The following is a 22626-nucleotide window of genomic DNA, read 5'->3' as shown; positions in this document are numbered from 1 at the left end:
GATCGCGATCTGGATGCGAAAGCCGCTGCATTTCTGAGGCGACCGGTTCGGCCTCATGAGCTTTTTATGCCGTCGCTATACGGCCGGCTTCTGATCGCCCCGCCCGCGCCCCGCCATGGCAGGGAGCCACGATGTGCAGGAAGCTTGATCCAGATCATCCCCCACCGACGGTAGAGCGGGCATGGTCCCCGGAATGCGCGAGCCGCCGGACCGGCGCGGTTCCGCTCGGGAGCAGGCCATGAGCTTGAATGAGATCGACAAGGCGCTGGTGATGCGGCGAGCCGCCGCGTTGCCGCGCTACACCAGCTATCCCACTGCGAACCACTTCAAACCGACGGTGGGTCCGGGCGACTACCGCAACTGGCTGGCCGGGCTGGCCGATGACGCGGCGCTATCGCTGTATGTGCACATTCCGTTCTGCAACGAGATGTGCTGGTATTGCGCCTGCAGCACCAAGGCGACACGCCGCTACGATCCTGTCGCGCGCTACCTCGATACGCTGGAGGCCGAGATTGCCACGGTCTCCGGTCTGGTCCCGCGCGGGCATCGGCTGCCCCACCTGCACTGGGGCGGCGGCTCGCCGGATATTCTGTCGGTCGCGGACATCACGCGTCTGGGCGGCGCGCTGAAGGCGAGTTTCCACCTCGACGCAGACACCGAATTCGCCGTCGAAATCGATCCGCGGCTGATGACCGCCGACAAGGCCGATGCCTTCGTTGGAATCGGCGTCAACCGAATCTCGATCGGCGTGCAGGACTTCGATCCCGCGGTGCAGGCCGCGATCGGCCGTATGCAGAGCTACGAGGTATCCAAGGCGTCGCTGGACCTGTTCCGCGACCGTGGCGTGACCTCGGTCAATATGGATCTGGTCTACGGCCTGCCGCACCAGACCGAGCAGAGCCTGACCCGCACCATCGCCCGGGTGATCGAGCTGTCGCCCGACCGCATCGCCATCTTCGGCTACGCTCACCTGCCGCAGCGCGCGCACAATCAGAAGCTGATCGACGAGGCCGCGCTGCCCGGGCCGATGGAGCGCTTCGCCATGGCGCGTCGGCTCACCACCCAGCTCACCAAGACTGGCTACGTGCAACTCGGGCTCGATCATTTTGCACGGCGCGAGGACAGCCTGGCGACGAAGCCGCTCAACCGCAATTTCCAAGGTTACACCACCGACGGCGCCGAGACGCTGATCGGGCTTGGCGCTTCGGCGATCGGAAAATTGCCGCAGGGCTACGTGCAGAACGCCGTGGCTGTGGGCGACTATGCCAACCGCGTGGGGCAGAACGGTCTCGCCACCACGCGCGGCTGGACGCTGACGCCCGACGACCGGTTGCGCGCCTTCGTCATCGAACGCCTGATGTGCGATTTCACGTTCTCCTTCGCAGCCATCGCTGCGAATTTCGGCGAGGCAGAAGCGCATGCCCTGCTGCGCGAGGCCGATGCGCTGGTGGTCAACGATCCCGACGGTTTTCTGAAGTCAACCGATGACGGGTTTGAGCTGACGCCGCGCGGTCGCCCGTTCGTCCGCAACATCTGCGCCCGTTTCGACGCCTATCTCAATCCCGTCGCCGGCGGCGCGAAACACTCGATGTCGGTGTGACGCTGCGGTTGTCAGAATCCGGATCCGCCATATGGCCGCTGCTCGACGCTGGATCGAAAAGGGAACCGGCAGCTTGACCGTGCGCGAGTGACCTTCTAGAAAATTTAGAATAATTCTAACCTTGATGTCGGCCGCCGCTGCCATGTGCCGGATCGACGAGCTGGATCAGCGCCATGAAGACTCTACGACGCTGCTTCGGGAATCTCGCCTTCGCCACCGGTCTTGCCTTCGCGGCCCCCGCTTGGGCCGTCGACGAAATCCAGACCTTCCCACCAGTTGGTGACGCCGCACCGGCGGTGCGCCTGGCGCGCAAGATCAGATCGAGCGCCTTAGTCCGTCGGCCGAACAGCAGCATACGCTGTTTGCCGTCACCGGTTTTAAGCTCGGCATCTTCGATGTGAATCTCAGCGGACGCCGGCGAACGTGTCCCCACGGACCCGTGAATCCGACGGCGCGCTCCGCAACTCGCAGAGCCGTCTATTGACCCCTGCTCACTGAAAGAACGTCATGACTGATCGTCTGCACTACGGCACTCCAGCCAAGATCTTGCATTGGCTGATCGTGGCGCTGCTTCTGATCCAGTATCCGATCGGCTGGCTGATGCCCGACATCCATGCCGGCCCGCCCGGTGCCCCGATGACGTTTCACCTCTCGTTCGGTATGCTCATCCTCGCAGTTATCGCCTTGCGCCTGGTGTGGCGAAGCACCCATCCGGTGGCGCCGGATAGCTTGTTGCAGCCATGGCAGCGCGTCAGTTCGGAGGCGATGCACTGGCTGCTCTATGTTCTGGTGTTGGCCACAACCATCACGGGCTGGCTGTTCGCCTCGTTCCGCGGCTGGTCGGTGTCGCTGTTCTACCTGGTGCCGCTGCCCATGCTGTCGTCGAAAAATGCGGAGGCCGGCAAACTGATCGACGGCTGGCATCAGGCCACGGAATGGGGCCTGATGATTGTCATCGCGTTGCACGTTGCGGCCGTGCTGGTCCACATCTTTGTCTATCGCGACCGCATCATGCAGCGGATGCTGCCGGGATAGGCAGCCCGTAGGCCGCACGCACTCGGCCTCCGGACCATTGATCCCCGACACTTCCGCGGTGCGTGCATTTCGCTGATAGCGCTTGCTCCGGTACCGCGATATGCGCATCATCGATCCCGTCGATCATCGCAGGAGATGCGCCTTGACCACGCCGGAATTGAATTTTGCGACCGCCACCGAACTGACCTCCCTGCTGAACGCAAAAAAAGTCTCTGCCGTCGAACTGGCGCAGGGCGTCATCGACCAGATCGAAACCCATGACAGCCGCGTCAACGCCGTCTGCGTGCGCGATTTCGATCGTGGCCTCGACGCCGCCCGCGCCGCCGACGCCGCGCTCGGGCGCGGCGACACCGCACCGCTGCTCGGCATTCCCTTGACGGTGAAGGAATCCTTCAATGTCGCCGGTCTACCCACGACCTGGGGTTTTCCGGCGCAGAAGGATTTTATTGCCGCAGACGACGCCCTCGCCATCACCCGTGTAAAGGATGCGGGCGGCGTGATCCTCGGCAAGACCAACGTGCCCATCGGTCTCGGCGACTGGCAGAGCTACAACGACATCTATGGCACCACCAGTAATCCCTATGACCTCGGCCGCACGCCGGGCGGCTCCTCCGGCGGATCGTCGGCCGCATTGGCGGCCGGTTATGGCGCGCTGTCGCTCGGCTCCGACATCGGCGGATCGCTGCGCGTGCCCGGCCACTATTGCGGCATCTACGCCCACAAGCCGACTTTCGCGCTAGCTCCGCCCCGTGGCCACGTCCCGCCGCCATTTCCGCCGCTGCCCTCGACCCGCGACCTCTCGGTGATCGGCCCGATGGCCCGTTGCGCTGCCGACCTCACCCTGCTGCTCGACGTCATCGCCGGGCCGGACCCCTGGCACGAAGGCGTCGGTTACCAGCTAGCGCTGCCACCGGCGCGGCATACAGAACTCAAGGATTTCCGGGTTCTGGTGCTCAACGCTCATCCGCTTCTGCCGATCTCGGCAAGCGTGCGCGAAGCGGTGGAAACGCTCGCCACAAACCTGGCAAAGGCCGGCGCCAGCGTGAGCCGGACGAGCCCGCTGCTGCCCGATCTCGCAGACGGCGCGCGGCTCTACATGCGGATGCTGGTGGCCCTGATGGCCGCCGGCGCCCCGGCCGAGGAATACGCGGCAAACGTCACCCTGGTTTCGAAACTCGATCCGAACGATCTCAGCCTCGCGGCCGAACGCGGCCGCGGCGCAGTGCTGAATCATCGCGACTGGCTGATCGCAGACAACGGCCGCAACCGACTGCGCGCCCAGTGGCGCGCGCTGTTTGAGCGCTTCGACGCGGTGATCTGCCCGGTGATGCCGACGCCCGCCTATCCGCACAATCACGACCCCGACCAAGACAAGCGCAATATCGAGATCGACGGCGTGAACCATCCCTATGTCGATCAGCTGATCTGGCCCGGCGTTGCCACCTTGCCCGGCCTGCCAGCAACCGCCATTCCCGTCGCGATGTCGAAGGATGGGCTGCCGATCGGATTGCAGATCATGGGGCCATGGCTGGAAGACCGCACGCCGCTGAAACTGGCCGAGTTGATCGAACGTGAGTTCGGCGGCTTCAAGGCGCCGAAGGGATTTTGAAGTCTTAGTCTCTCCGGGCACTCCACTGTCATCCCCCGCGTAAGCGGGGGATCCAGTAAACTGCGACGTTGAGGTCTGATCACCGGCGGCAGTGTCTACTGGATCGCCCGGACCTAGATGTTTAGTCCCGGACTTTGATGGGTCGGATCAACATTGAATCTGGTGGGCTCTTTTGTCCAGATCTTACAAACGTACTCGTAGGGTGTGAGGCCCTGCAGGGTCTTTAGCCGACGCGCGAAGTTGTAGGCGTCGATGAAGTCGCCGAGGTGGCGACGGAGTTGGTCGTGGGTCTCGTAGTGGAAGCGCTTGACGGTCGCTTCCTTGATAGTCCGGTTCATCCGTTCGACCTGGCCATTGGTCCAGGGGTGCTTGGGCTTGGTGAGGCGATGATCGATGTCGGCCTGGGCGCAAGCCAACTCGAAGCCATGGGCCCAGACCGGCTCGCCACGCTCGAGGGCCAGCTTGATCTCAGGGACCGCTGAGCCACCGGCACCGGGCGTGGTGAAGTGCGTGCCATTGTCGGTCAGCACGGTGTGGATCTTGTAGGGCACGGCCGCGATCAGGTGGCGCAGGAAGTCGCCGGCGATGCGCCGAGTGGCTTTCTCGTGCAACTCGACGAAGGCGAACTTTGAGGTCCGGTCGATCCCCACGAACAGATAGAGCTTGCCCTGCTCGGTGCGGACCTCGGCGATGTCGATGTGAAAGTAGCCGATCGGATAGGTCTTGAACTTACGCCGATCTGGCTTGTCGCCCTCGACTTCAGGCAATCGCGAGATGTCGTGGCGCTGCAGGCAGCGATGCAGTGACGAGCGCGTCAGATGCGGGATGGTTGGTTGCAGGGCATACAAGCAGTCATCGAGCGGCAGCAGCGTGTGCCGCCGGAAGGCGACAATAAGCGCCTCTTCCTCGACCGTCAGAACCGTCGACTTCGGGTCTTTCGGCCCGGTTCGTAGATCTTCGACCGAGGCCCGCGCCTTCCACTTGGCGACGGTCTTGGGATTGATCCCATGCCGCCTGGCCAAGACCCTCAGGCTCTCTTGACTATGTTGTATCGCTCGACGGACCGCCGCTGTCGTTGTGGCGCTCCCGTGGTGAACCTGTCCCATAGCGCATCCTTCCAACCGTCGGAGAATAATGCACCATCAAATGCTGGGACCAAACATCTAGCGCTCAATTGCGCACCTGGCCGGGCGATGACAGTTGCGCGCGAAGCTAAGCCATCACCAACGCGCCCGCCTCCGCCATCCCCAAATCGCGCTCGTCGAGCAGACACTCTGTGATAGCGCGCTGTGTCGGACCTTCGATCACAGCGAACGGATCCGGCGCCATCAGGCGATGGTCGATCACCAGACGCGACAACAGGAGACGCCTGGCGTCGCCACGCCGCGCATGGATCTTTTCGGCTTCCCACGCCAAGGCCACCGCGCTGGCGACGTGATAGAGCGAACTGGTGGCGCGCCGCGCATCGGCCTCGTGATCGGAATGCGCCGCGACCTCACGGGCAAAACCGATGGCGCGATCGACCAGGCCATGCAGCCGGTCGCGCCACGCCTGCGGAACGCTCGAACTATCGTCGAGCCGCGCATGCAGGTCGGCAGCCAATGCACCCTCGGCGCCGTGACGCCCCACCGCGCGCTTCAAGGCATCGAGCGCCACGATGTTGCCGGTGCCTTCCCAGATCGAGCCGAGATGGGCGTCGCGCAGCAGCCGGGCGCTGGCGAATTCCTCAATGTAACCGATGCCGCCGCGCATCTCCAGCGCATCGCCGCAGACCTTGCGCGCATCGCGCGTCGCGCGAAACTTGAGCGTCGGCGTGAGAATGCGCAGCAACGCCGCGGCGTCCTGGCTGCCCGCCTCGGCGCGATCCAGCGCATCGGCCGTGAGGAAGCTCATGGACAGCGCCTGCTCGGTGGCAAGCATGATCTTCATCAATTGGCGCCGTGCCAGCGGCAGGTCGACGATGCGGCTGCCAAACACCACGCGGCCGCGCGCCACCGCCATCGCGTCGTGATACGCGCGGCGCATCAGCGCGGTCGACTTTACGCCATTCGACAGCCGCGACGAGTTGACCATCTCGGCCATCTGCACGAAGCCGCGGTCTAGATTTCCCACCGCATAAGCGATGGCGCCTTCCAGCTTGATCTCGCCCGACGCCATCGAGCGAGTGCCGAGCTTGTCCTTCAAACGCACAATTCGATAGTGATTGGGCGAGCCGTCCTCCAGCCGCCGCGGCATCAGGAACAGGCCGACGCCGCGGGTGCCGCCCACCGCGCCCTCCGGCCTTGCCAGCAGCATCACCACCTCGGCATCCGCATTGGAGCAGAACCATTTTTCGCCGGTGAGGCGCCAGTGATCACCCTCCTGCACGGCCGTCGTCGTCAGCGTGCCGACATCGGAACCGCCCTCCTTCTCGGTCATGAACTGGCCGCCTTGGGTGAGCTTGCGCATGTCGGTCTGCGTCAGCCCGTCGAGATATTTTTCCTTCAGTGCGGCGTCGCCGAATTTCGACAGCAGTTTTGCGGCGCCGTCGGTGACATTGATCGGACAACCCATGCCGAACTCAGCCTGGTTGAACAGAAAGGTGAAGGCATGCTTGGCGACCACCGGATAGATCGACGGCCAACCGAGGATGCCCGCGCGATGCGACATGGCATGGATGCCGAATTCGCCATAGGCGGCCTTTTCGAGCTCACGATAGGCCGGATGATATTCGATCCACTGCACATCGCGACCGAAGCGATCACGCTGGTGCAGCACGGGCACGTGCTGGTCAGCCATCCGCGCGCAGTCATCGAGCACGCCGCCGGCAAGCCCGCCGAGCCGGTCGAGATGCGGCTCGATATGCACGAAGAGCGCTTCGGGCAGATGGATGCTCAACAGATCACGCAGCGCCGGATCGGCGCGATAAAAGTTCATGCCGGACGTATCGGGGGCGATCAGGTTGGCAGCGATCGATGCACTGATTTTGGTCTGGGCGTTCATGACGACCCTCTTGTTTATGTGGGTGGCGTTTCCATCTGCATCATGCGCCTCGCGCGCGATCGAATAAAGTGGCCTGCTGGAGAAATGCATCCCATGGACATTCCGCACTATGAAACTGCCCTGATCGTCGGCGCCGGCGAAGGCATCAGCGCTTCGCTGGCACGGCTGCTGTCGAAACAGGGCCTTCGCGTCGCGCTCGCCGCCCGCAACATCGCCAAGCTCGATGCGCTGTGCAGGGACACCGGCGCAACGGCATTCACCTGCGATGCCACCGATGCCGACGACGTGGAAAAGCTGTTCGCCGACGTGGAGAACAAGCTCGGCAAGCCCGACGTGGTGGTCTACAACGCCAGTCAGCGCGCCCGCGGCCCGTTCATTGAACTGGCTCCCGCCGATGTCGCGCAGTCGATCGCCGTCAGCGCCTTCGGCGGCTTTCTGGTGGCGCAACAGGCACTGCAGCGAATGCTGCCGGACCGGCACGGCGCCATCCTGTTCACCGGGGCGTCGGCCAGCATCAAGGGCTTTGCGCAATCAGCGCCGTTCGCCATGGGCAAGTTTGCCTTGCGCGGTCTGGCACAATCGCTGGCGCGTGAATTCGCGCCGCAGGGAATTCACATCGCACACTTCGTCATCGACGGCGGCATCCGCAGTTCGGTGCGCGCCGAGCCTGCCGACCGTCCGGACTCCATGCTGGACCCCGATGCGATCGCACTCAACTACTGGAACGTCCTGCAGCAACCCCGCAGCGCCTGGAGTTCGGAACTGGAGATCCGGCCGTGGGTGGAGAAGTTTTAAAGCTGTCGCTCGCACCAGGCCAATTGGCGTGGTGCGAGCGACGAGTCATGCCGCTTCCGCCAGCAGATGCCACGTCGCACACGGAACCTCACGCGGCGCGACCTCGATTGGCTTGGTGAACCGCACCTGCCTCCAGTCATTCGGTATCGCAGCAAAGGCAAAGCCCGATTTTCGCGCCAGCGCCACCATCGCGTCGTTGGTGCGCAACGTATCGCCGAACAGGCGTTTGGCGCCGAGCGCAGCCGCGCGACATTCCAGGTTGGCCATCAGCGCCGTACCGATCCCCTGGCCCTGAAAGGCGTTCGCCACCGACAGGCCAAGTTCGACACTCGCAGTATCCTCGTCGAACGCATAGCGGGCTTCGCCGACGATGGTCTCCATGGCGTCGCTCGCAACCGTCGCCACCACCGAGAACCGGCCGTCGTCATGCAAATGCGTAAAGGCGTCGAGCTGCGCCGGCGGCAGTTCGCTGGCTGCGCCCATCAGCCGATTGTAGCGCGACTGCACCGACAGGCTGCGGAAGTACGCCTGCAGTGCAGACGCGTCCTCGGGCGCGACGAAGCGCACCGTCACGGGGACCCCGCTGAGGGATCGGAGATGGTCGGAATATTGATCGAGATGGTTGAGATCCAGCGCCAGCATGGCCCGCACTCCACTTCGGCTCACGCCTGCCAGAACGGCTTTCCGGCTTCGAACCGTACGTCGCCCGGCGACACGCCGGCATCGCGCATATCGCGCTCGGTCCAATGCTGGAGTTCGCGCCTGCCGTGCTGCCGCTCGTGCCAGGTACGGACCACTTCAAGGACCTGGCTAAGCAAGCCCGCAACATGATGATTTGTCATCGGTTCGCGAGTGGCCAACGGTTCATGGGTGCACGTGGACATTTTGCTCTCCTGAAGTTAATTTCTCAGGAAATATCTGCCCCTCGGTGAATTTCGACAAACGACATGTTGTCCCCTTCGCATGATACGGACTCATGCATTACGCGTCAGGACAGACAATGACCGCCCGCCTTCCGTCGCTCAACGGCCTGCGCGCCTTCGAGGCCGCGGCGCGCCACCTCAGCTTCACCAATGCCGCCGCTGAATTGAACGTGACCCAGACCGCGATCAGCCATCAGATCCGGCGGCTGGAGGAGGAACTCGGCATCAAGCTGTTCCTTCGGCAAAATCGCGCCCTGACGCTGACCCCACAGGCGCGCGACTATCTGCCGGGCGTGCGCGCGGCGTTCAACGATCTCCGGCTGGCCACTGACCGCCTGCAGCGAAAGGGCAACGACCGCGTGCTGACCATCAGCACGCTGGCCTCACTGGCGTCCAAATGGCTGCTGCCGAAGCTGTCGACTTTCCAGGCGGCTCATCCCGACATCGACGTGCGCATCACCACCTCGACCAGCCTGGTCGACTTCAATGCCGGCGACGTCGATGCCGCCATCCGCTACGGCCGCGGCCAGTGGCCCGGCCTGCGCGCCGACTGGCTCACGGCCGATCAGGTGTTTCCGGTGTGCAGCCCGGCGCTGCTGGCCGGCGAGCGGCCGCTGCGCTCGCCTGCGGACCTCGCGCATCACACGCTGCTGCATTCGAGCGGCTATGACGACGACTGGCGGCTATGGCTGACCGCCGCGGGTCTTTCGGCCGACATCGCAAAACAGCCCAGCCTGTCCTTCGACATGATTTTCATGACGTTGCAGGCCGCGATCGATGGCCTCGGCGTGGCCATCAGCCGGACGACCTATGTGGAAGGCGATCTGGCCAAGGGCCGGCTGATGGTGCCGTTCCAGATCCGCCTGCCGGCCGATGCAGGCTTCTATCTCGTTGCGCCGGAGGCGGCAGCCGAGACGCCGAAGCTCGCCGCGTTCCGGAAGTGGCTGCTGGCCTCCGGATCGGCAAAAGCCTGAATTTGTTGGATATTACTGAGAGATCTCGTGTCTCGCAGTGGTTTCTGGTTGGTGGTCGCGCCGCACTGTGGCAGATTGCCGCAGAAGAATAGGACAGTTGTCCAGCTAGCACCACCATGAGTCGGCCCGAGCCAGGAGAGAAACGTCGTGACATCGCAAGCCACCGTAGCGCAGCCGCAGATCAAATCACGGTTGGGAGCCATTCTGCGTTCGACCAGCGGCAACTTCCTTGAACAGTTCGATTTCTTCCTGTTCGGCTTCTATGCCACTGCGATTTCGAAGGCGTTCTTCCCACCGGGCAACGACACCAATGCGCTGCTGCTGACCTTCACGACCTTCTGGCTGGGCGCCCTGATGCGGCCGGTCGGTGCGATCTTCCTCGGCGCCTACATCGATCGTATCGGCCGCCGCAAGGGGCTGATCGTGACGCTCGGGATTATGGCAATTGGCACCGTAGTCATCACGATATGCCCGACCTATGCCTCGATCGGCATTGCGGCGCCGATCATCGTGCTGATCGGCCGGCTGCTGCAGGGTTTCTCCGCCGGCGTCGAACTTGGCGGCGTGTCGGTCTACCTGTTCGAGATCTCGACGCCGGGCAACCGGGGCTTCTACACTTCGTTCCAGTCGGCCAGCCAGCAGGTCGCGATCTTCGTCGCAGCACTGCTCGGTTACTTCCTGAGCGAAATCATGCCGGCGGATCAGGTCACAGCCTGGGGCTGGCGCATTCCGTTCTTCGTCGGCTGCATCATTGTGCCATTCATCTTCGTCCTGCGTCGGACGCTGGAAGAGACCCCGGCATTTCTCGCCATGAAGCACCATCCCAGTCCGAAGGAAATCTTCGCCTCGGCGGCGCTGAACTGGAAGATCATCATGCTCGGCATGTTCATGACGGCAATGACCACCGTGACGTTCTATTTCGTCACCGTCTATACGCCGACCTTCGGCAAGAACGTGCTGAAGCTGTCGACGGCCGATAGCCTGTTGGTGACGCTGGCCGTAGCCGTGACCAACTTCATCTGGAATCCGGTCGGCGGCGCGTTGTCGGACAGGATCGGACGCCAACCGGTGCTGATCACGATCTCCGTTCTCGCGCTGCTCACCGCCTATCCCGCATTGCTGTGGCTGACGGCGGCGCCAACCTTCGGCAAGATGCTGGCCGTGGAAATGCTGTTCTCGTTCTATTTCGGCATGTACAGCGGTGCCATGCTGGGCGCGCTGGTGGAGATCGTGCCGACCCATGTACGAACGACCTGCTTCTCGCTCGCCTTCGCACTGGCCGCCGCGCTGTTCGGCACCTTCACGCCGCTGGCCTCGACCTGGCTGATCAAGGAAACCGGCGACAACGCCTCGCCCGGTTTCTGGCTGATGTTCGCCGCCGCCTCCGGCCTGATGGCAACGCTGGCTATCTATCGCGGCGGCAAATCCATCGCGACCCGCGAGACCGCGCCGGCACAGGCTTGAGCGGCGGGCGGCAAGCGATCATGATGATCGCCTGATTTGCGGAAGCGACGCGTCGATGAACGGCTAAGCATACCCGCCCATCGCCAGATGGGCTTCGCCGGTGCGATCATGCGATCAAACGCCTGACGCACCGGCAGGCACCATGACGAACAAACAATAAAACGCTATCGTGGGAGGATTCATGTCACGTTCCTGCTTCATCGCCGCGGCAGCCCTGCTCATGGCCGCAGCCATCCCTGCGCGGGCTGCCGAGCCTATCGCGCTGCACGACATGGGCTCCTTCCATGTGGGCGGGCGGCTGGTCGAGATCAGCGGCAAGCCGGTCAAGGAGGTCACGTTCACCCAGGGCGGCGTGCCGGCCAAGGTCGACCCCAACGGCACCTACCAGGTCGAGCAGATGTACGTGCAGTACTTCCTGCCTGCGAACGAGACCGGCACCGTCCCGTTGCTGATGTGGCATGGCGGCGGCCTCACCGGCGTCACCTATGAGACCACACCGGATGGCCGCGAAGGCTGGCTGAACTATTTCCTGCGCAAGGGCTGGGCTGTCTACAATTCCGATGCGGTTGAACGTGGCCGTTCCGGCTGGGCGCAGTATCCTGACATCTTCAAAGGCGAGCCGGTGTTCCTGACCACCGGCAACCCATTCGAACGGTTTCGCATCGGCGCAGGCCCAGGCTCGTACGATCCGGATCCGGCCAAACGCAAGCTGCTGCCCGGCAGCCAGTTTCCCAACGATGGTTACGAAAACTTCGTCAAGCAGAACGTGCCGCGGTGGACTACCACGGACGATGCGATCCTTGCCGCCTATATCGCCGAGATTGACCGGGTCTGCCCCTGCGTCATCCTGTTTCACAGTCAGGCCGGCGCGTTCGGCTTCAAGGCGGCGCAGGCGCGGCCCGACAAGGTCAAGGCGCTCATCGCCATCGAACCGGCGGGCGTCGGCGATCCGGCCAAGGTGGACATGCTGAAGGGCATTCCGTCATTGCTGGTCTACGGTGACTTCATCGAACAGGATTCGCGCTGGCCGAAAATTCGCGCAACCGGAGTGGCCTTCGCAGACGGGATCAAGGCGGCGGGCGGCATCGCCGACGTTGTCGATCTGCCAAAGGTCGGCATCAAGGGCAATTCGCACATGCTGATGATGGACAAGAACAACGCCGAGGTCGCTGCACTCATCCAGACATGGCTGCACGGCAAAGGCCTGACCCGACAACCCTGACAGATTGCAGAATGGGCGAACCATCATGAAGGACCTGGTCCCGCTGGCGGAAAAGATCGCGATCGAACTGATCGCGCGCAAGCAGAAGATCGTGGTGTCGGAATCGTCCACGGGCGGCCTGATATCGGCGGCATTGCTGGCGGTGCCCGGCGCATCGGCGTATTTTCTCGGCGGCGCGGTGATATATACCCGCGACGCCCGCCGCATCCTGGGGGATATCGACAACGACGCCATGACCGGCATCCGCTCAGCGTCGGAGCCCTATGCACAACTGCTGGCAAAGCGCATCCGCGAACGCTTTGGCTGCGACTGGGGCCTGTCGGAAACCGGCGCCACCGGTCCGTCCGGCAACAGCTACGGCGACGCCGCCGGCCACAGCCGCATGGCCGTGTCCGGGCCGCGAAACGAGGTCATGACGCTGGAGACCGGCAGCAGCGACCGGCTCGGCAACATGCACGTCTTCGCGCAGACTGCGCTGACATTCTTGCTGAAGAATTTGGCGGGGTAGCAGAAGCTCTTGCCCCGGACGCAGTGCAGTGCGCCGCCGCCAGGCGGCGTCGTGCGCTGCAGATCCGGGGCCCATTGCAAGAGCACTGCAGGTGTGGGTCTCGGATCTGCGGAGCGGCATGAGAATGCCGCATCGCGTCCGGGACACGAGAGTTGGTAACTTAAACCGTCTCAACCACCGCCATCTGCTCCGCCAGAATGCAGCGCACCACGCGGTTGCCGTCGAGATGCACGTTGGGCGGCGGCGCCTCGACGCAGCGCGGCTGCGCGAAGCTGCAGCGCGGCGCAAACGAGCAGTTCACCGGTGCCTTGTCGAGCGAGGGCGGCGTCCCGGGGATGGTCTCCAGCCGCGCGCCGCGCTTGGCACCGTGCACGGTGGAGGCCAGCAGGCCGCGCGGATAGGGATGCACCGCGCTACGCACGATCTGGCTCAGCGTGCCCTGCTCGACGATCTGGCCGGCATACATCACCGCGACACGGTCGCAGATCTCGATGGCCACGCCGATGTCGTGGGTGACGAAGATGATGGACATGCCGAATTCGCGCTGCAATTCGCGCAGCAGCAGCAGGATCTGGATCTGCACGGTAGCATCCAGCGCGGTGGTCGGCTCGTCCGCCAGCAGGATCTTCGGCTTGCAGGCCAGCGCCAGCGCGATCATCGCGCGCTGCCGCATGCCGCCCGACATTTCATGCGGATAGGCATCGAGCCGGCGCTTCGCCGAGGGGATGCGTACCACTTCCAGCATCTCCAGCGCTCGCTTGTTCGCGTCCGCCTGGCTCTTGCCTTCGTGGCGCATCACGCTCTCGGCGATCTGCTGGCCGATGGTGTAGACCGGATCCAGCGCCAGCGCCGGCTCCTGGAAGATCATCGATACGGTCTGACCGCGAAACGCCGACAGCTCCTCGTCGTTGAGCGCCAGCACGTCCTTGCCCATCACGTTGACGGTGCCGGTGATCTGCGTGCGCTTCTTCGGCAACAGCCGCATCAAGGCCCGCAGGGTCACGCTCTTGCCGGAGCCGGACTCGCCGAGCAGGCCGAGCACCTCGCCCTCGCCCAGCGAAAAACTGAGATCGTTGACCGCATATACGGTACGCTCGCCGCCGAAGCGAACGTTGAGATTGCGGACCTCGACGAGATTGCTCATGCAAGCTCCGGGCATTGGGTGTGGAAATCAGTCGCCCGCTGGAACGCGGCGCCGATGGTCAGCACGGTGGCTTCATCGAACGGTCGACCGATCAGCTGCATGCCTATCGGCAACTTGCTGGAAGTGAAGCCGGTCGGAATCGAGAGCGCCGGCAGGCCGAGGTAGTTGATCGGGCGGGTGAAGCGTGTCACCCGCTGGATCATCGCCTCGGCGTCCAGACTGTTGCCGACATCCGTTTCCAGAATGGTTGGTGCCGCGGCCGGCGAAACCGGCGCCAGAACTGCATCCACGCCGGCGACCGCGGCGAGATGAGCCGCCAGCGCCGGACCGCGCCAGCGCATGGTTTCCAGATAGGTCACGCCGGAAATGCCGAAGCCGTTCTGCAGCCGTGCCAGGATCTGCGGGCCATAGTCCTGCGGCCGCTCGACCATCCAGCGTTTGTGAATCGCGGCAGCCTCGGTGACGATCAGCAACTGGCAAGCCGCCGAAAGCTGTCGCTGGTCCGGCAGGTCGACCTCGACCACATGAACGCCCTCGCGCTTCAGCGTTGCAATGGTGTCCTGCAGGGCCTGCGCCGTGCCGTCATCGAGATCCTCGACGTAGAACGCCTTGGGAATGCCGACGGTCATGCCCTTGGCCGACGCGTGCGTGGCCGCCATGTAGTTCGGCACCGCGCGCGTGCTGGTGGTCGGATCGAGCGGATCGGCGCCGGCCATCAGGCCGGTGAGCAGCGCGCAATCCTCGACGGTGCGGGCCAGCGGGCCGACGGTGTCGAGCGACTGCGACAGCGGCATGGCGCCGGCGCGGCTGATCAGGCCCACGGTGGTCTTCAATCCGGTGACGCCGCAGAAATGCGCCGGCAACCGGATCGAACCGCCAGTGTCGGAGCCCAATGCCGCAAATGTCAAACGGGCAGCGACGGCGGAGCCCGAACCCGACGACGAGCCGCCGGTGACGTGATCCACATGCCACGGATTATGCACCGCGCCGTAATGCGCGTTGTGGCCGGTGGGGCCATAGGCGAATTCCACCATCTGCAGAGAGCCGAGGCGCACGGTGCCGGCGTCCTTCAGCCGCTGCAGCGCCGTCGACGTCGTGGTCGCGACCCAGTCGCGGCGGATGTGCGAGCCGCAAGTGACCACATGGCCTTCGTCGTAATACATGTCCTTGTGCGCCAGCGGCACGCCGTGCAGCACGCCCTTGCTCTGCCCCTTGGCGAGCGCTGCGTCGGCGGCATCGGCAGCGGCCAGCGCAGCATCGGCCTCGATCGACATGAACGCATTGAGGCTCGACTGCCATTTGGCGGTCCGGTCGAGACATGACTTTGTCGCTTCGCGCGACGAGATCTTCTTGTTGGCAATGGCGTCGGCTATTTCGGTCAGCGACAGCAATGCGGGTTCGGTGACGCTCATTTGACGGCTTTCGTATTCTGCACGACGAGAAAGGTGGCGGGCTCGAGATCCATCGGCAGCGTGCCGGCGATGGCCTTGAAGCCCTCATAAGCGGGGCCGATGGCATGGGCGATGCGCGCCGCGACATCGTCGGCAACAGTTAAACCGCCGAACTCGGCGATCGCCTTGATCTGGTTGGGTGTTGGCGCGGTCATGACGGCATGGCTCCTGCGGCTGGCGCCTTGCTGTGGCTGGCGCCCGGAATGAACATGTAGCAAGCGACCTGATGTCCGGTCGCGTCGATATCGGTCAGCTTCGGGCTTTCACCGGAGCATACCGCCTCGGCGAACGGACAGCGCGTGTGAAAACGGCAGCCGGACGGTGGATCGATCGGGTTCGGCGGATCGCCGGTGATCGGCGGGGTCTGGGTGCGGTTGTCAGGGTCCGACGACGGCATCGCCGCCAGCAGTGCGCGCGTATAGGGATGCGCGGGCCTGTCCCAGACATTGTCGACCGGGCCGAGTTCGACGACCTCGCCGAGATACATCACCAGCACACGGTCGGAGATGTAGCGGACCACATTGAGATCGTGGCTGATGAACAGATAGGTCAGGCCGAATTCGCGCTTCAGGTCGACCAGGAGGTTGAGCACCTGGGCTTCGACCGACTTGTCGAGCGCCGACACGGCCTCATCGAGAATGACGAGGCGCGGCGACAACGCGAGCGCACGCGCGATATTGACGCGCTGGCGCTGGCCGCCGGAAATCTCGTGCGGATAGCGGTTGGCGAAATTCTCCGGCCGCAAGCCGACCTTCCCCAGCAGCTCGCGCGCCAGTGCCCGCGACGCGCCTTCTGCCATGCCGTGGACCTTCGGCCCGAACGCAATCGATTCCTCGATAGTGAGGCGCGGATTAAGCGAGGCGTAGCTGTCCTGGAACACCATCTGCATGCCGCGGCGCAGTTCGCGCAACGTCAGCTCGCGGCCGACGGCGCGGCCGTCATAGATGATGTCGCCGGAATTGCGCTCCATCAGGTGCATCAGCAGTCGCGCGGTGGTCGATTTGCCGCAGCCGGATTCACCGACGATGCCGACGGTCTCGCCCTTGGCGATGTCGAACGATACGTTATCGACGGCACGCACGGTCTTGCTCTTGGCAAACAGCCCGCCGCGCACCGGAAAGTGTTTTGTGAGGCCATCCACGCGAAGCAGCGGCTGCGCGACGCCGCCGATGTCCGGCAACGGTTCGAGCTTGTCGATGGGTTCGATGATTTCGGTCATGACATCAGTTCCGGATGTCCATGGCGCTGCGCATGCCATCACTCAACAGGTTAAAACAGATCGATACTGCAAAAATCATCGCGCCGGGCAATGCCGCGACCCAGGGATTGACGTAGATCGCGGTGCGCAGCGTGTTGAGCATCAGGCCCCATTCCGGCTCCGGCGGCTTGGTGCCGAGACCGAGGAACGACAGGCCGGCGGCCAGAATCATCGACACCGAGATCAGCCCCGTCGCATACACGAAGATGGTGCCGAGCACGTTGCCGAGCATGTGCACCCGCATGATGGTGAAGGCGTCGGCGCCGGATGCTCGCGCGGCCTCGACGAAGTCGGCGTTGCGAACGCCGGTGGTGACGCTCTCGGCGACGCGGGTGATCTGCGGCACGAACACGATGGTCAGAGAGACGATGGAATTGACGATACCGGCGCCAAGCGCGCCGGAAATCGCGATGGCCAGTAGCACCGAGGGGAAGGCGTAGAACACGTCGACCGTGCGCATGATGGCGGTGTTGAGCTTGCCGCCGACATAACCGGCCACGAGGCCGAGCGAGGTGCCTATCACGAAAGCCAGGATCACCGGCAGGATGCCGATCAGCAGTGACAGCCGGCCGCCATAGACCAATCGCGCAAACATGTCGCGGCCGAGCTCGTCGGTGCCGAGTGGATAATTCGGTGTGCCGATGTGGCGCAACCGGCGGATCATCGAGCCCTGATAGGGATCGGCGAGGCCGAGCCACGGCGCGAACAACGCGCCGAGCAGAATCAGCAGCAGGATCGCCGCGCACGTCATGCTGACCTTGTCTTTGACAATACGGCGGCCCACCGTGGCCCAGTAGCCGCGGGCGGCGTGCGTAGGCGCTGCCTGCAGCGCGGTGTCGGTCATCGCGGTCATGAGAGAAAATCCTGCATGGTCAGTTCCGCTTGATGCGCGGATCGATCGCGGCCTGCGCGATATCGACCAGGAGATTGAGGAAGACGAAGAACAGCGCCAGCACCAGGATGGTGCCCTGCAGCAGCGGCAGGTCGCGCTGGAAGATCGCCGAGTTCAGCAGCAGGCCGGAGCCCGGCCACGAGAACACCGTCTCGATCAAGATCGAGCCGCCGAGCATATAGCCGAGTTGCAGGCCCATCACCGCAAGCGCGGTCGGTGCGGCATTCTTGATGACGTGGCGAAACACGCTTTTCTCACGCAGGCCTTTGGCGCGCAGCGCCTCGACGAAATCCTGCGAGAGAATGTCGCCGGTCAGGGCGCGCACGGTGCGGGTGATGATACCCATCGGAATCACCGAGGTGGTGATTGCCGGCAGCACCAGATATTTGATGTGGTCCCAATCCCAGGCCCAGGAGCCGGAGCCGCCCGGCCCCGCGCCCACCGCCGGCAGCCAGTTCAGCTGCACCGAGAATATGATGACCAGCACCATGCCGAGCCAGTAATGCGGCACCGAGACGCCGGCGATGGCGATCGAGGTCGAGACTTTGTCGATCCAGGTGTCGCGGAAATAGCCGGAGATCAGCCCAAAGAACAGGCCGAGCGTGAAGCCGATCAATGCGGCGGCGATCGCCAGCGTCACGGTGTTGCCGACCGCACGCAGCACTTCGGCGAGCACCGGGCGGCCGGTGGCGATGGAGGCGCCGAGGTCGCCATGCAGAGCGCGCCACAGCCACAGGCCGAACTGCACCGGCAGCGGCCGGTCGAAGCCATAGGCGATACGCAATTGCGCCGCGAGTTCCTGCGAGGCGTCAGCGGGAAGGATGGCGACAAGCGGATCACCCGGCGTGATGTGCACCAGCAGGAAGCACACCAGCGCCACGCTGATGACGACCGGAATCACATAAACGATGCGGCGCGCGATATAGACGAACAAAGGTCACCTTCGATTCAGTGGTAGAGAAGCGCTTCTTATCCCTCCCCCGCGTCTTCGCGTGGGGAGGGTGGCCGGCCGTCAGGCCGGTCGGGTGGGGGTGGCGGCCACATCACGACAGCGAATGTTGCGCCCCCACCCGTCACGTTTGTTCGCTTCGGTCTCAAACGCGCCACCCTCCCCACCCCGCGAAGCTTCGCTTCGCCGGGGGGAGGGAAAGAAGCACGCTTGCGTTAGCTACTACGGCGTCATCGACACCGGCGAGAAGTCGACGAACCAGCTCTTTGGCTGCACAAAGCCCTTGATCTTCGGGCTCAGCGCGCGCGGACCAACGTCATGGGCGACATAGAGGAACGCTGCATCGTCGATCGAGGCGGCGTTCAACTCGGCCAGAGCCTCGTCACGCGCAGCAGGATCGAAGGTGGTGCGGGCCTTGGTCACCAGTTCGTCGAACTTCGGGTTATTGATATAGCCCCAGTTGTTGGAGACCGGCGGCGCCATGGATGACTGCAGGAAGCGCACCAATGCGAAGAACGGGTCCATCGCCGCATAAGTGACGTTGGTGGCGTTGGAGCCGTTCGCGCTGGGATCCTTGACGCCGCGGCGCCAGTTGGTGAACAGCGTATTCCACTCGATGACGTCGAGCTTGACGTCGAAATAGCACTCCGCCAGCGCCTGCTGCAGATATTCGTTCATCGGCAGCGGCAGCATCTGGCCGGAGCCCGACGCCGAAGTCTGGGTCTTGACTTCAAGCTTCTTGGTCGGACCGTAACCGGCTTCCTTCATCAGCGCCTGCGCGGCCTTCAGGTCGTACTTGATCTGGAAGGTTGGCTTGCCGCGCCAGGGATGGCCGGGTTCGAAGGTGCCGGTGGCGGGCACCATCAAGCCGGCCAGCAAACCATCGCGCAGGCCTTCGCGATCGATGCAGAGATTGGCGGCCTTGCGGACGCGGATGTCGTTCCACGGCGAGCCTTCGACGCGCGAGAACTGCCACGGCCAGACATGGGGCTGCTCGTTCTTCTCGATCTTGAAGCCGCGGGCGGTGATTTCCTTGACCGCGTCAGGTGCCGGCGCCTCGATCCAGTCGACCTGGCCGGACAGCAGCGCCGCGGTGCGGGCATTGGCCTCCGGCATCGGCAGCAACAGCATCTTGTCGACCTTGGGGATGCGATCCTTGTTCCAGTAGGCGTCGTTCTTCGCCAGTTCGAGCCGCTCGCGCGGCGTGAACTTCGACATCTTCCACGGGCCGGTGCCGGCCGGTTCGCGCGCGAAGGCGGTCCATGCCGCCTGCGACTTCGCCTTGGCGTCGGCGCCCTCGGCCTTGTCGAAGAAGCCCTGCCACTTGCTGGGGCTGACCATATAAAGGTTTGTCAGATTGATCGGCAGGAACGAGTCTGGCTCCTTGGTCGTCAGTTCGACGGTCATGTCGTCGATCTTCTTCGCGGAGACCAGCGTCGGCATACGCGAGGCGGTGACGCCGACCTGGCTGGCATCGAACTGCACGGCATCCTGCTTCAGCACCTTCTCGACGTTCCACACCACGGCATCGGCGTTGAATGGCGAACCATCGTGAAAGACGACGCCGGGGCGCAGCTTGAAGGTCCACTTCTTCTTGTCGGCGTCATCGACTTTCCATTCGGTCGCCAGGCCGGGGATAACCACGCTCGCCTTGGTTGCCGACGACAGATCCCACATCGTGAGGCCGTCATACATGGTGTTGCCGGTAAAGCGATTGCCTTCAAAGCCCTGATCGGGCTGGCCCAACGTGCGCGGAATGTCGGCGGCGGTCATGCCAATGCGCAGCACGGTCTCGGCGCGCGCGGCCTGCGGCAGCGTCAGCGCGGTCGCAACGCTCAGCATGGCGATCGCCATGGCAAGGCGGCTCTTGGTCGGCTTCTCGATACGCATCGGTGTCATTCCCCGTGGATTGGATGGCTCGGCGTCACAGCCTAAGCACTGGCTAATTCTTATGCAACGGCTGTGCCAGCGGCGGCGAGTCACTGCGTTGGGTGACTCGGCGTGCGGCATAGCGCCCCGTTGGCACACAGTGCATCAGCATCTGCCTAATGTGGCATCAAGCTTGCAGGAATTCTCCGACTCTCGCTTATCCTCATTGGAGCCTGTTTACATGCGCGTTCGGAATTCAATATTTGTCGCGGCCATCGCCGCCGTGCTGGGTGCTGCCGCACCGGCGCAAGCCGAGTCGGTGGTGCGCTATGGCATCTCGATGGCGGACATCCCGCTGACCACAGGTCAGCCCGATCGCGGCGCAGGTGCCTATCAATTCACCGGCTACACCATCTACGACCCGCTGGTGGCTTGGGAGATGGACGTCTCCGATCGTCCGGGCAAGCTGATCCCCGGGCTGGCCACCGAGTGGAAGGTCGATCCCGCCGACAAGACCAAGTGGCGCTTCACCCTGCGCCAGGGCGTCAAATTTCACGACGGCAGCGATTTCAACGCCGACGCCGTGGTGTGGAATCTGGACAAGGTGCTGAACGAGAAGGCACCGCAGTTCGACAAGCGCCAGAGCGCGCAGGTCAAGACCCGCCTGCCCTCGGTCGCCAGCTACGCCAAGATCGACGACAATACCGTCGAGATCACCACCAAGACCGTCGATTCATTCTTCCCGTACCAGATGCTCTGGTTCCTGGTCTCGAGCCCGGCGCAATACGAAAAGGTCGGCAAGGACTGGGACAAGTTCGCAGCGTCTCCCTCCGGCACCGGGCCGTTCAAACTGACAAAACTGGTGCCGCGCGAACTCGCCGAACTCTCGAAGAATCCGGACTACTGGGACAAGAAGCGCCTCGCCAAGGTCGACAAGCTGGTTCTGGTGCCGATGCCCGAAGCTCTCACGCGCACCAACGCGCTGCTCGCCGGCCAGGTCGACCTGATCGAGACCCCGGCGCCGGACGCCGTGCCGCAGCCGAAGTCGGCCGGCATGAAGATCGTCGACAACGTCACGCCGCATGTCTGGAATTATCATCTCAGCGTGCTGCCGGGCTCACCGTGGACCGATGTCCGCCTGCGCAAGGCGCTCAATCTCGCCATCGACCGCGACGCCGTGGTCGGCCTGATGAACGGTCTCGCCAAGCCGGCCATCGGCCAGGTTGATCCGTCCTCCCCGTGGTTCGGCAAACCGACCTTCAAGATCAAGTATGACCTCGCCGAAGCCAAGAAGCTGGTGAAGGAAGCCGGCTACGGACCGGACAAGCCGCTGAAGGCGACGTTCATCATCGCCAATGGCGGCACCGGCCAGATGCTGTCGCTGCCGATGAACGAATTCCTGCAGCAGAGTTTTAAGGAAATCGGCGTCGACGTCGAGTTCAAGGTGGTCGAACTCGAAGTGCTGTACACTGCCTGGCGCAAGGGCGCGGCCGACGAGAGCATGAAGGGCATCACCGCGAACAACATCGCTTACGTGACCTCCGATCCGCTCTACGCCATCGTGCGCTTCTTCGACTCCCGCCAGATCGCGCCGGTCGGCGTCAACTGGGGCGGCTACAAGAACCCGAAGGTCGATGCGCTGATCGACGAGGCCAAGAACAACTTCGATCCGGCGAAGCAGGATGAGCTGCTGGCGCAGGCACATGCGCTGATCGTCGATGACGCCGTACTGGTCTGGGTCGTGCACGACACCAACCCGCATGCGCTGTCGCCGAAGGTGAAGAAGTTCGTGCAGGCGCAGCACTGGTTCCAGGACCTGACCACGATCAGCATGGACTGAGCTAGAAGCGTAGGGTGGGCAAAAAGGCGCCTCGGCGCCGTGCCCACCACGCGGATGGTGGGCACGCTTCGCTTTGCCCACCCTACAATAACATCAGGCGCCGCCGAGCCA

Annotated in this window: 21 protein-coding genes; 9 read left to right on the top strand and 12 right to left on the bottom strand. The window is 63.8% G+C overall.

Going from position 1 to position 22626, the window contains the following annotated elements:
* Positions 1-238: 238 nt before the first annotated feature.
* Complete coding sequence (gene hemN / locus ACUXVA_RS11435) at positions 239-1600, top strand: oxygen-independent coproporphyrinogen III oxidase (RefSeq protein ID WP_445492197.1); 1362 nt, start codon at positions 239-241, stop codon at positions 1598-1600.
* 115 nt (positions 1601-1715) lie between these two features.
* Here hemN and ACUXVA_RS11430 read toward each other — a convergent pair whose 3' ends face one another.
* Entirely contained in the window at positions 1716-2033 is a 318-nt protein-coding gene (locus ACUXVA_RS11430; RefSeq protein WP_445492195.1) for a hypothetical protein, read from the bottom strand.
* 74 nt (positions 2034-2107) lie between these two features.
* Between ACUXVA_RS11430 and ACUXVA_RS11425 the strand changes: the two genes are divergently transcribed.
* Both ACUXVA_RS11425 and ACUXVA_RS11420 read left to right on the top strand, forming a co-directional pair.
* A complete protein-coding gene (locus ACUXVA_RS11425) occupies positions 2108-2635 on the top strand; it encodes a cytochrome b (RefSeq protein WP_265080198.1) in 528 nt (175 codons plus the stop codon).
* 100 nt (positions 2636-2735) lie between these two features.
* Positions 2736-4244 (top strand): amidase, encoded by a 1509-nt coding sequence (locus ACUXVA_RS11420; protein ID WP_445492193.1) that lies wholly within the window; start codon positions 2736-2738, stop codon positions 4242-4244.
* A gap of 113 nt (positions 4245-4357) precedes the next feature.
* Here the strand turns inward: ACUXVA_RS11420 and ACUXVA_RS11415 are convergent, their stop codons facing one another.
* Entirely contained in the window at positions 4358-5350 is a 993-nt protein-coding gene (locus ACUXVA_RS11415) for an IS481 family transposase (protein WP_265078738.1), read from the bottom strand.
* A 106-nt stretch (positions 5351-5456) separates the two neighbouring features.
* Positions 5457-7226: an acyl-CoA dehydrogenase family protein gene (locus tag ACUXVA_RS11410; protein ID WP_445492191.1), complete on the bottom strand. Its 1770-nt coding sequence runs from the start codon at positions 7224-7226 to the stop codon at positions 5457-5459.
* 93 nt (positions 7227-7319) lie between these two features.
* On the opposite strand from ACUXVA_RS11410, the gene ACUXVA_RS11405 reads away from it, so the two are divergent.
* The gene (locus ACUXVA_RS11405; protein WP_265080200.1) at positions 7320-8021 is read left to right on the top strand and encodes an SDR family NAD(P)-dependent oxidoreductase; all 702 of its coding nucleotides are present in this window, start codon (positions 7320-7322) and stop codon (positions 8019-8021) included.
* A 45-nt stretch (positions 8022-8066) separates the two neighbouring features.
* Here the strand turns inward: ACUXVA_RS11405 and ACUXVA_RS11400 are convergent, their stop codons facing one another.
* Both ACUXVA_RS11400 and ACUXVA_RS11395 read right to left on the bottom strand, forming a co-directional pair.
* Positions 8067-8663, bottom strand: a complete 597-nt coding sequence (locus ACUXVA_RS11400) for a GNAT family N-acetyltransferase (RefSeq protein ID WP_445492188.1) — start codon at positions 8661-8663, stop codon at positions 8067-8069.
* Positions 8664-8683: 20 nt separating this feature from the next.
* On the bottom strand, positions 8684-8905 hold the full coding sequence (locus ACUXVA_RS11395; RefSeq protein WP_265080202.1) for a DUF1127 domain-containing protein: 222 nt from the start codon (positions 8903-8905) through the stop codon (positions 8684-8686).
* A gap of 116 nt (positions 8906-9021) precedes the next feature.
* On the opposite strand from ACUXVA_RS11395, the gene ACUXVA_RS11390 reads away from it, so the two are divergent.
* The 4 genes from ACUXVA_RS11390 (at position 9022) to ACUXVA_RS11375 (ending at position 13112) form a co-directional block, all read left to right on the top strand.
* Positions 9022-9918 (top strand): transcriptional regulator GcvA, encoded by an 897-nt coding sequence (locus tag ACUXVA_RS11390; RefSeq protein ID WP_265080203.1) that lies wholly within the window; start codon positions 9022-9024, stop codon positions 9916-9918.
* Between the two features lie 147 nt (positions 9919-10065).
* Positions 10066-11382, top strand: a complete 1317-nt coding sequence (locus tag ACUXVA_RS11385) for an MFS transporter (RefSeq protein ID WP_445492186.1) — start codon at positions 10066-10068, stop codon at positions 11380-11382.
* 181 nt (positions 11383-11563) lie between these two features.
* Positions 11564-12604 carry an esterase gene (locus ACUXVA_RS11380; RefSeq protein ID WP_265080205.1) on the top strand — a complete coding sequence of 347 codons (1041 nt, stop codon included), beginning with the start codon at positions 11564-11566 and terminating at the stop codon, positions 12602-12604.
* A gap of 25 nt (positions 12605-12629) precedes the next feature.
* Positions 12630-13112 carry a CinA family protein gene (locus ACUXVA_RS11375; RefSeq protein ID WP_445492184.1) on the top strand — a complete coding sequence of 161 codons (483 nt, stop codon included), beginning with the start codon at positions 12630-12632 and terminating at the stop codon, positions 13110-13112.
* A 160-nt stretch (positions 13113-13272) separates the two neighbouring features.
* Here ACUXVA_RS11375 and ACUXVA_RS11370 read toward each other — a convergent pair whose 3' ends face one another.
* From ACUXVA_RS11370 to ACUXVA_RS11340, 7 genes are all read right to left on the bottom strand, one after another.
* On the bottom strand, positions 13273-14256 hold the full coding sequence (locus ACUXVA_RS11370) for an ABC transporter ATP-binding protein (protein ID WP_265080207.1): 984 nt from the start codon (positions 14254-14256) through the stop codon (positions 13273-13275).
* Positions 14253-15668: an amidase gene (locus ACUXVA_RS11365; RefSeq protein WP_265080208.1), complete on the bottom strand. Its 1416-nt coding sequence runs from the start codon at positions 15666-15668 to the stop codon at positions 14253-14255. Before ACUXVA_RS11365 ends, ACUXVA_RS11370 begins: the two co-directional genes overlap by 4 nt.
* Positions 15665-15862, bottom strand: coding sequence for a hypothetical protein (locus ACUXVA_RS11360; RefSeq protein ID WP_265080209.1), 198 nt, complete (start codon positions 15860-15862; stop codon positions 15665-15667). The genes ACUXVA_RS11365 and ACUXVA_RS11360 overlap by 4 nt, the downstream gene beginning before the upstream one ends.
* Positions 15859-16926, bottom strand: a complete 1068-nt coding sequence (locus ACUXVA_RS11355; protein ID WP_265080210.1) for an ABC transporter ATP-binding protein — start codon at positions 16924-16926, stop codon at positions 15859-15861. Before ACUXVA_RS11355 ends, ACUXVA_RS11360 begins: the two co-directional genes overlap by 4 nt.
* Positions 16927-16930: 4 nt before the next feature.
* Positions 16931-17809, bottom strand: coding sequence for an ABC transporter permease (locus ACUXVA_RS11350; RefSeq protein ID WP_413776545.1), 879 nt, complete (start codon positions 17807-17809; stop codon positions 16931-16933).
* Positions 17810-17837: 28 nt separating this feature from the next.
* A complete protein-coding gene (locus tag ACUXVA_RS11345; RefSeq protein ID WP_445492181.1) occupies positions 17838-18791 on the bottom strand; it encodes an ABC transporter permease in 954 nt (317 codons plus the stop codon).
* A 237-nt stretch (positions 18792-19028) separates the two neighbouring features.
* Entirely contained in the window at positions 19029-20696 is a 1668-nt protein-coding gene (locus ACUXVA_RS11340) for an ABC transporter substrate-binding protein (RefSeq protein WP_265080213.1), read from the bottom strand.
* 220 nt (positions 20697-20916) lie between these two features.
* On the opposite strand from ACUXVA_RS11340, the gene ACUXVA_RS11335 reads away from it, so the two are divergent.
* Positions 20917-22515: an ABC transporter substrate-binding protein gene (locus ACUXVA_RS11335; protein WP_445492178.1), complete on the top strand. Its 1599-nt coding sequence runs from the start codon at positions 20917-20919 to the stop codon at positions 22513-22515.
* The last annotated feature ends 111 nt before the right edge of the window (positions 22516-22626 follow it).

Source organism: Rhodopseudomonas sp. RCAM05734 (genome assembly GCF_052658035.1).
Note: the sequence above shows the minus strand (reverse complement) of the source record. Positions and strands in the feature narration are given on the sequence as shown.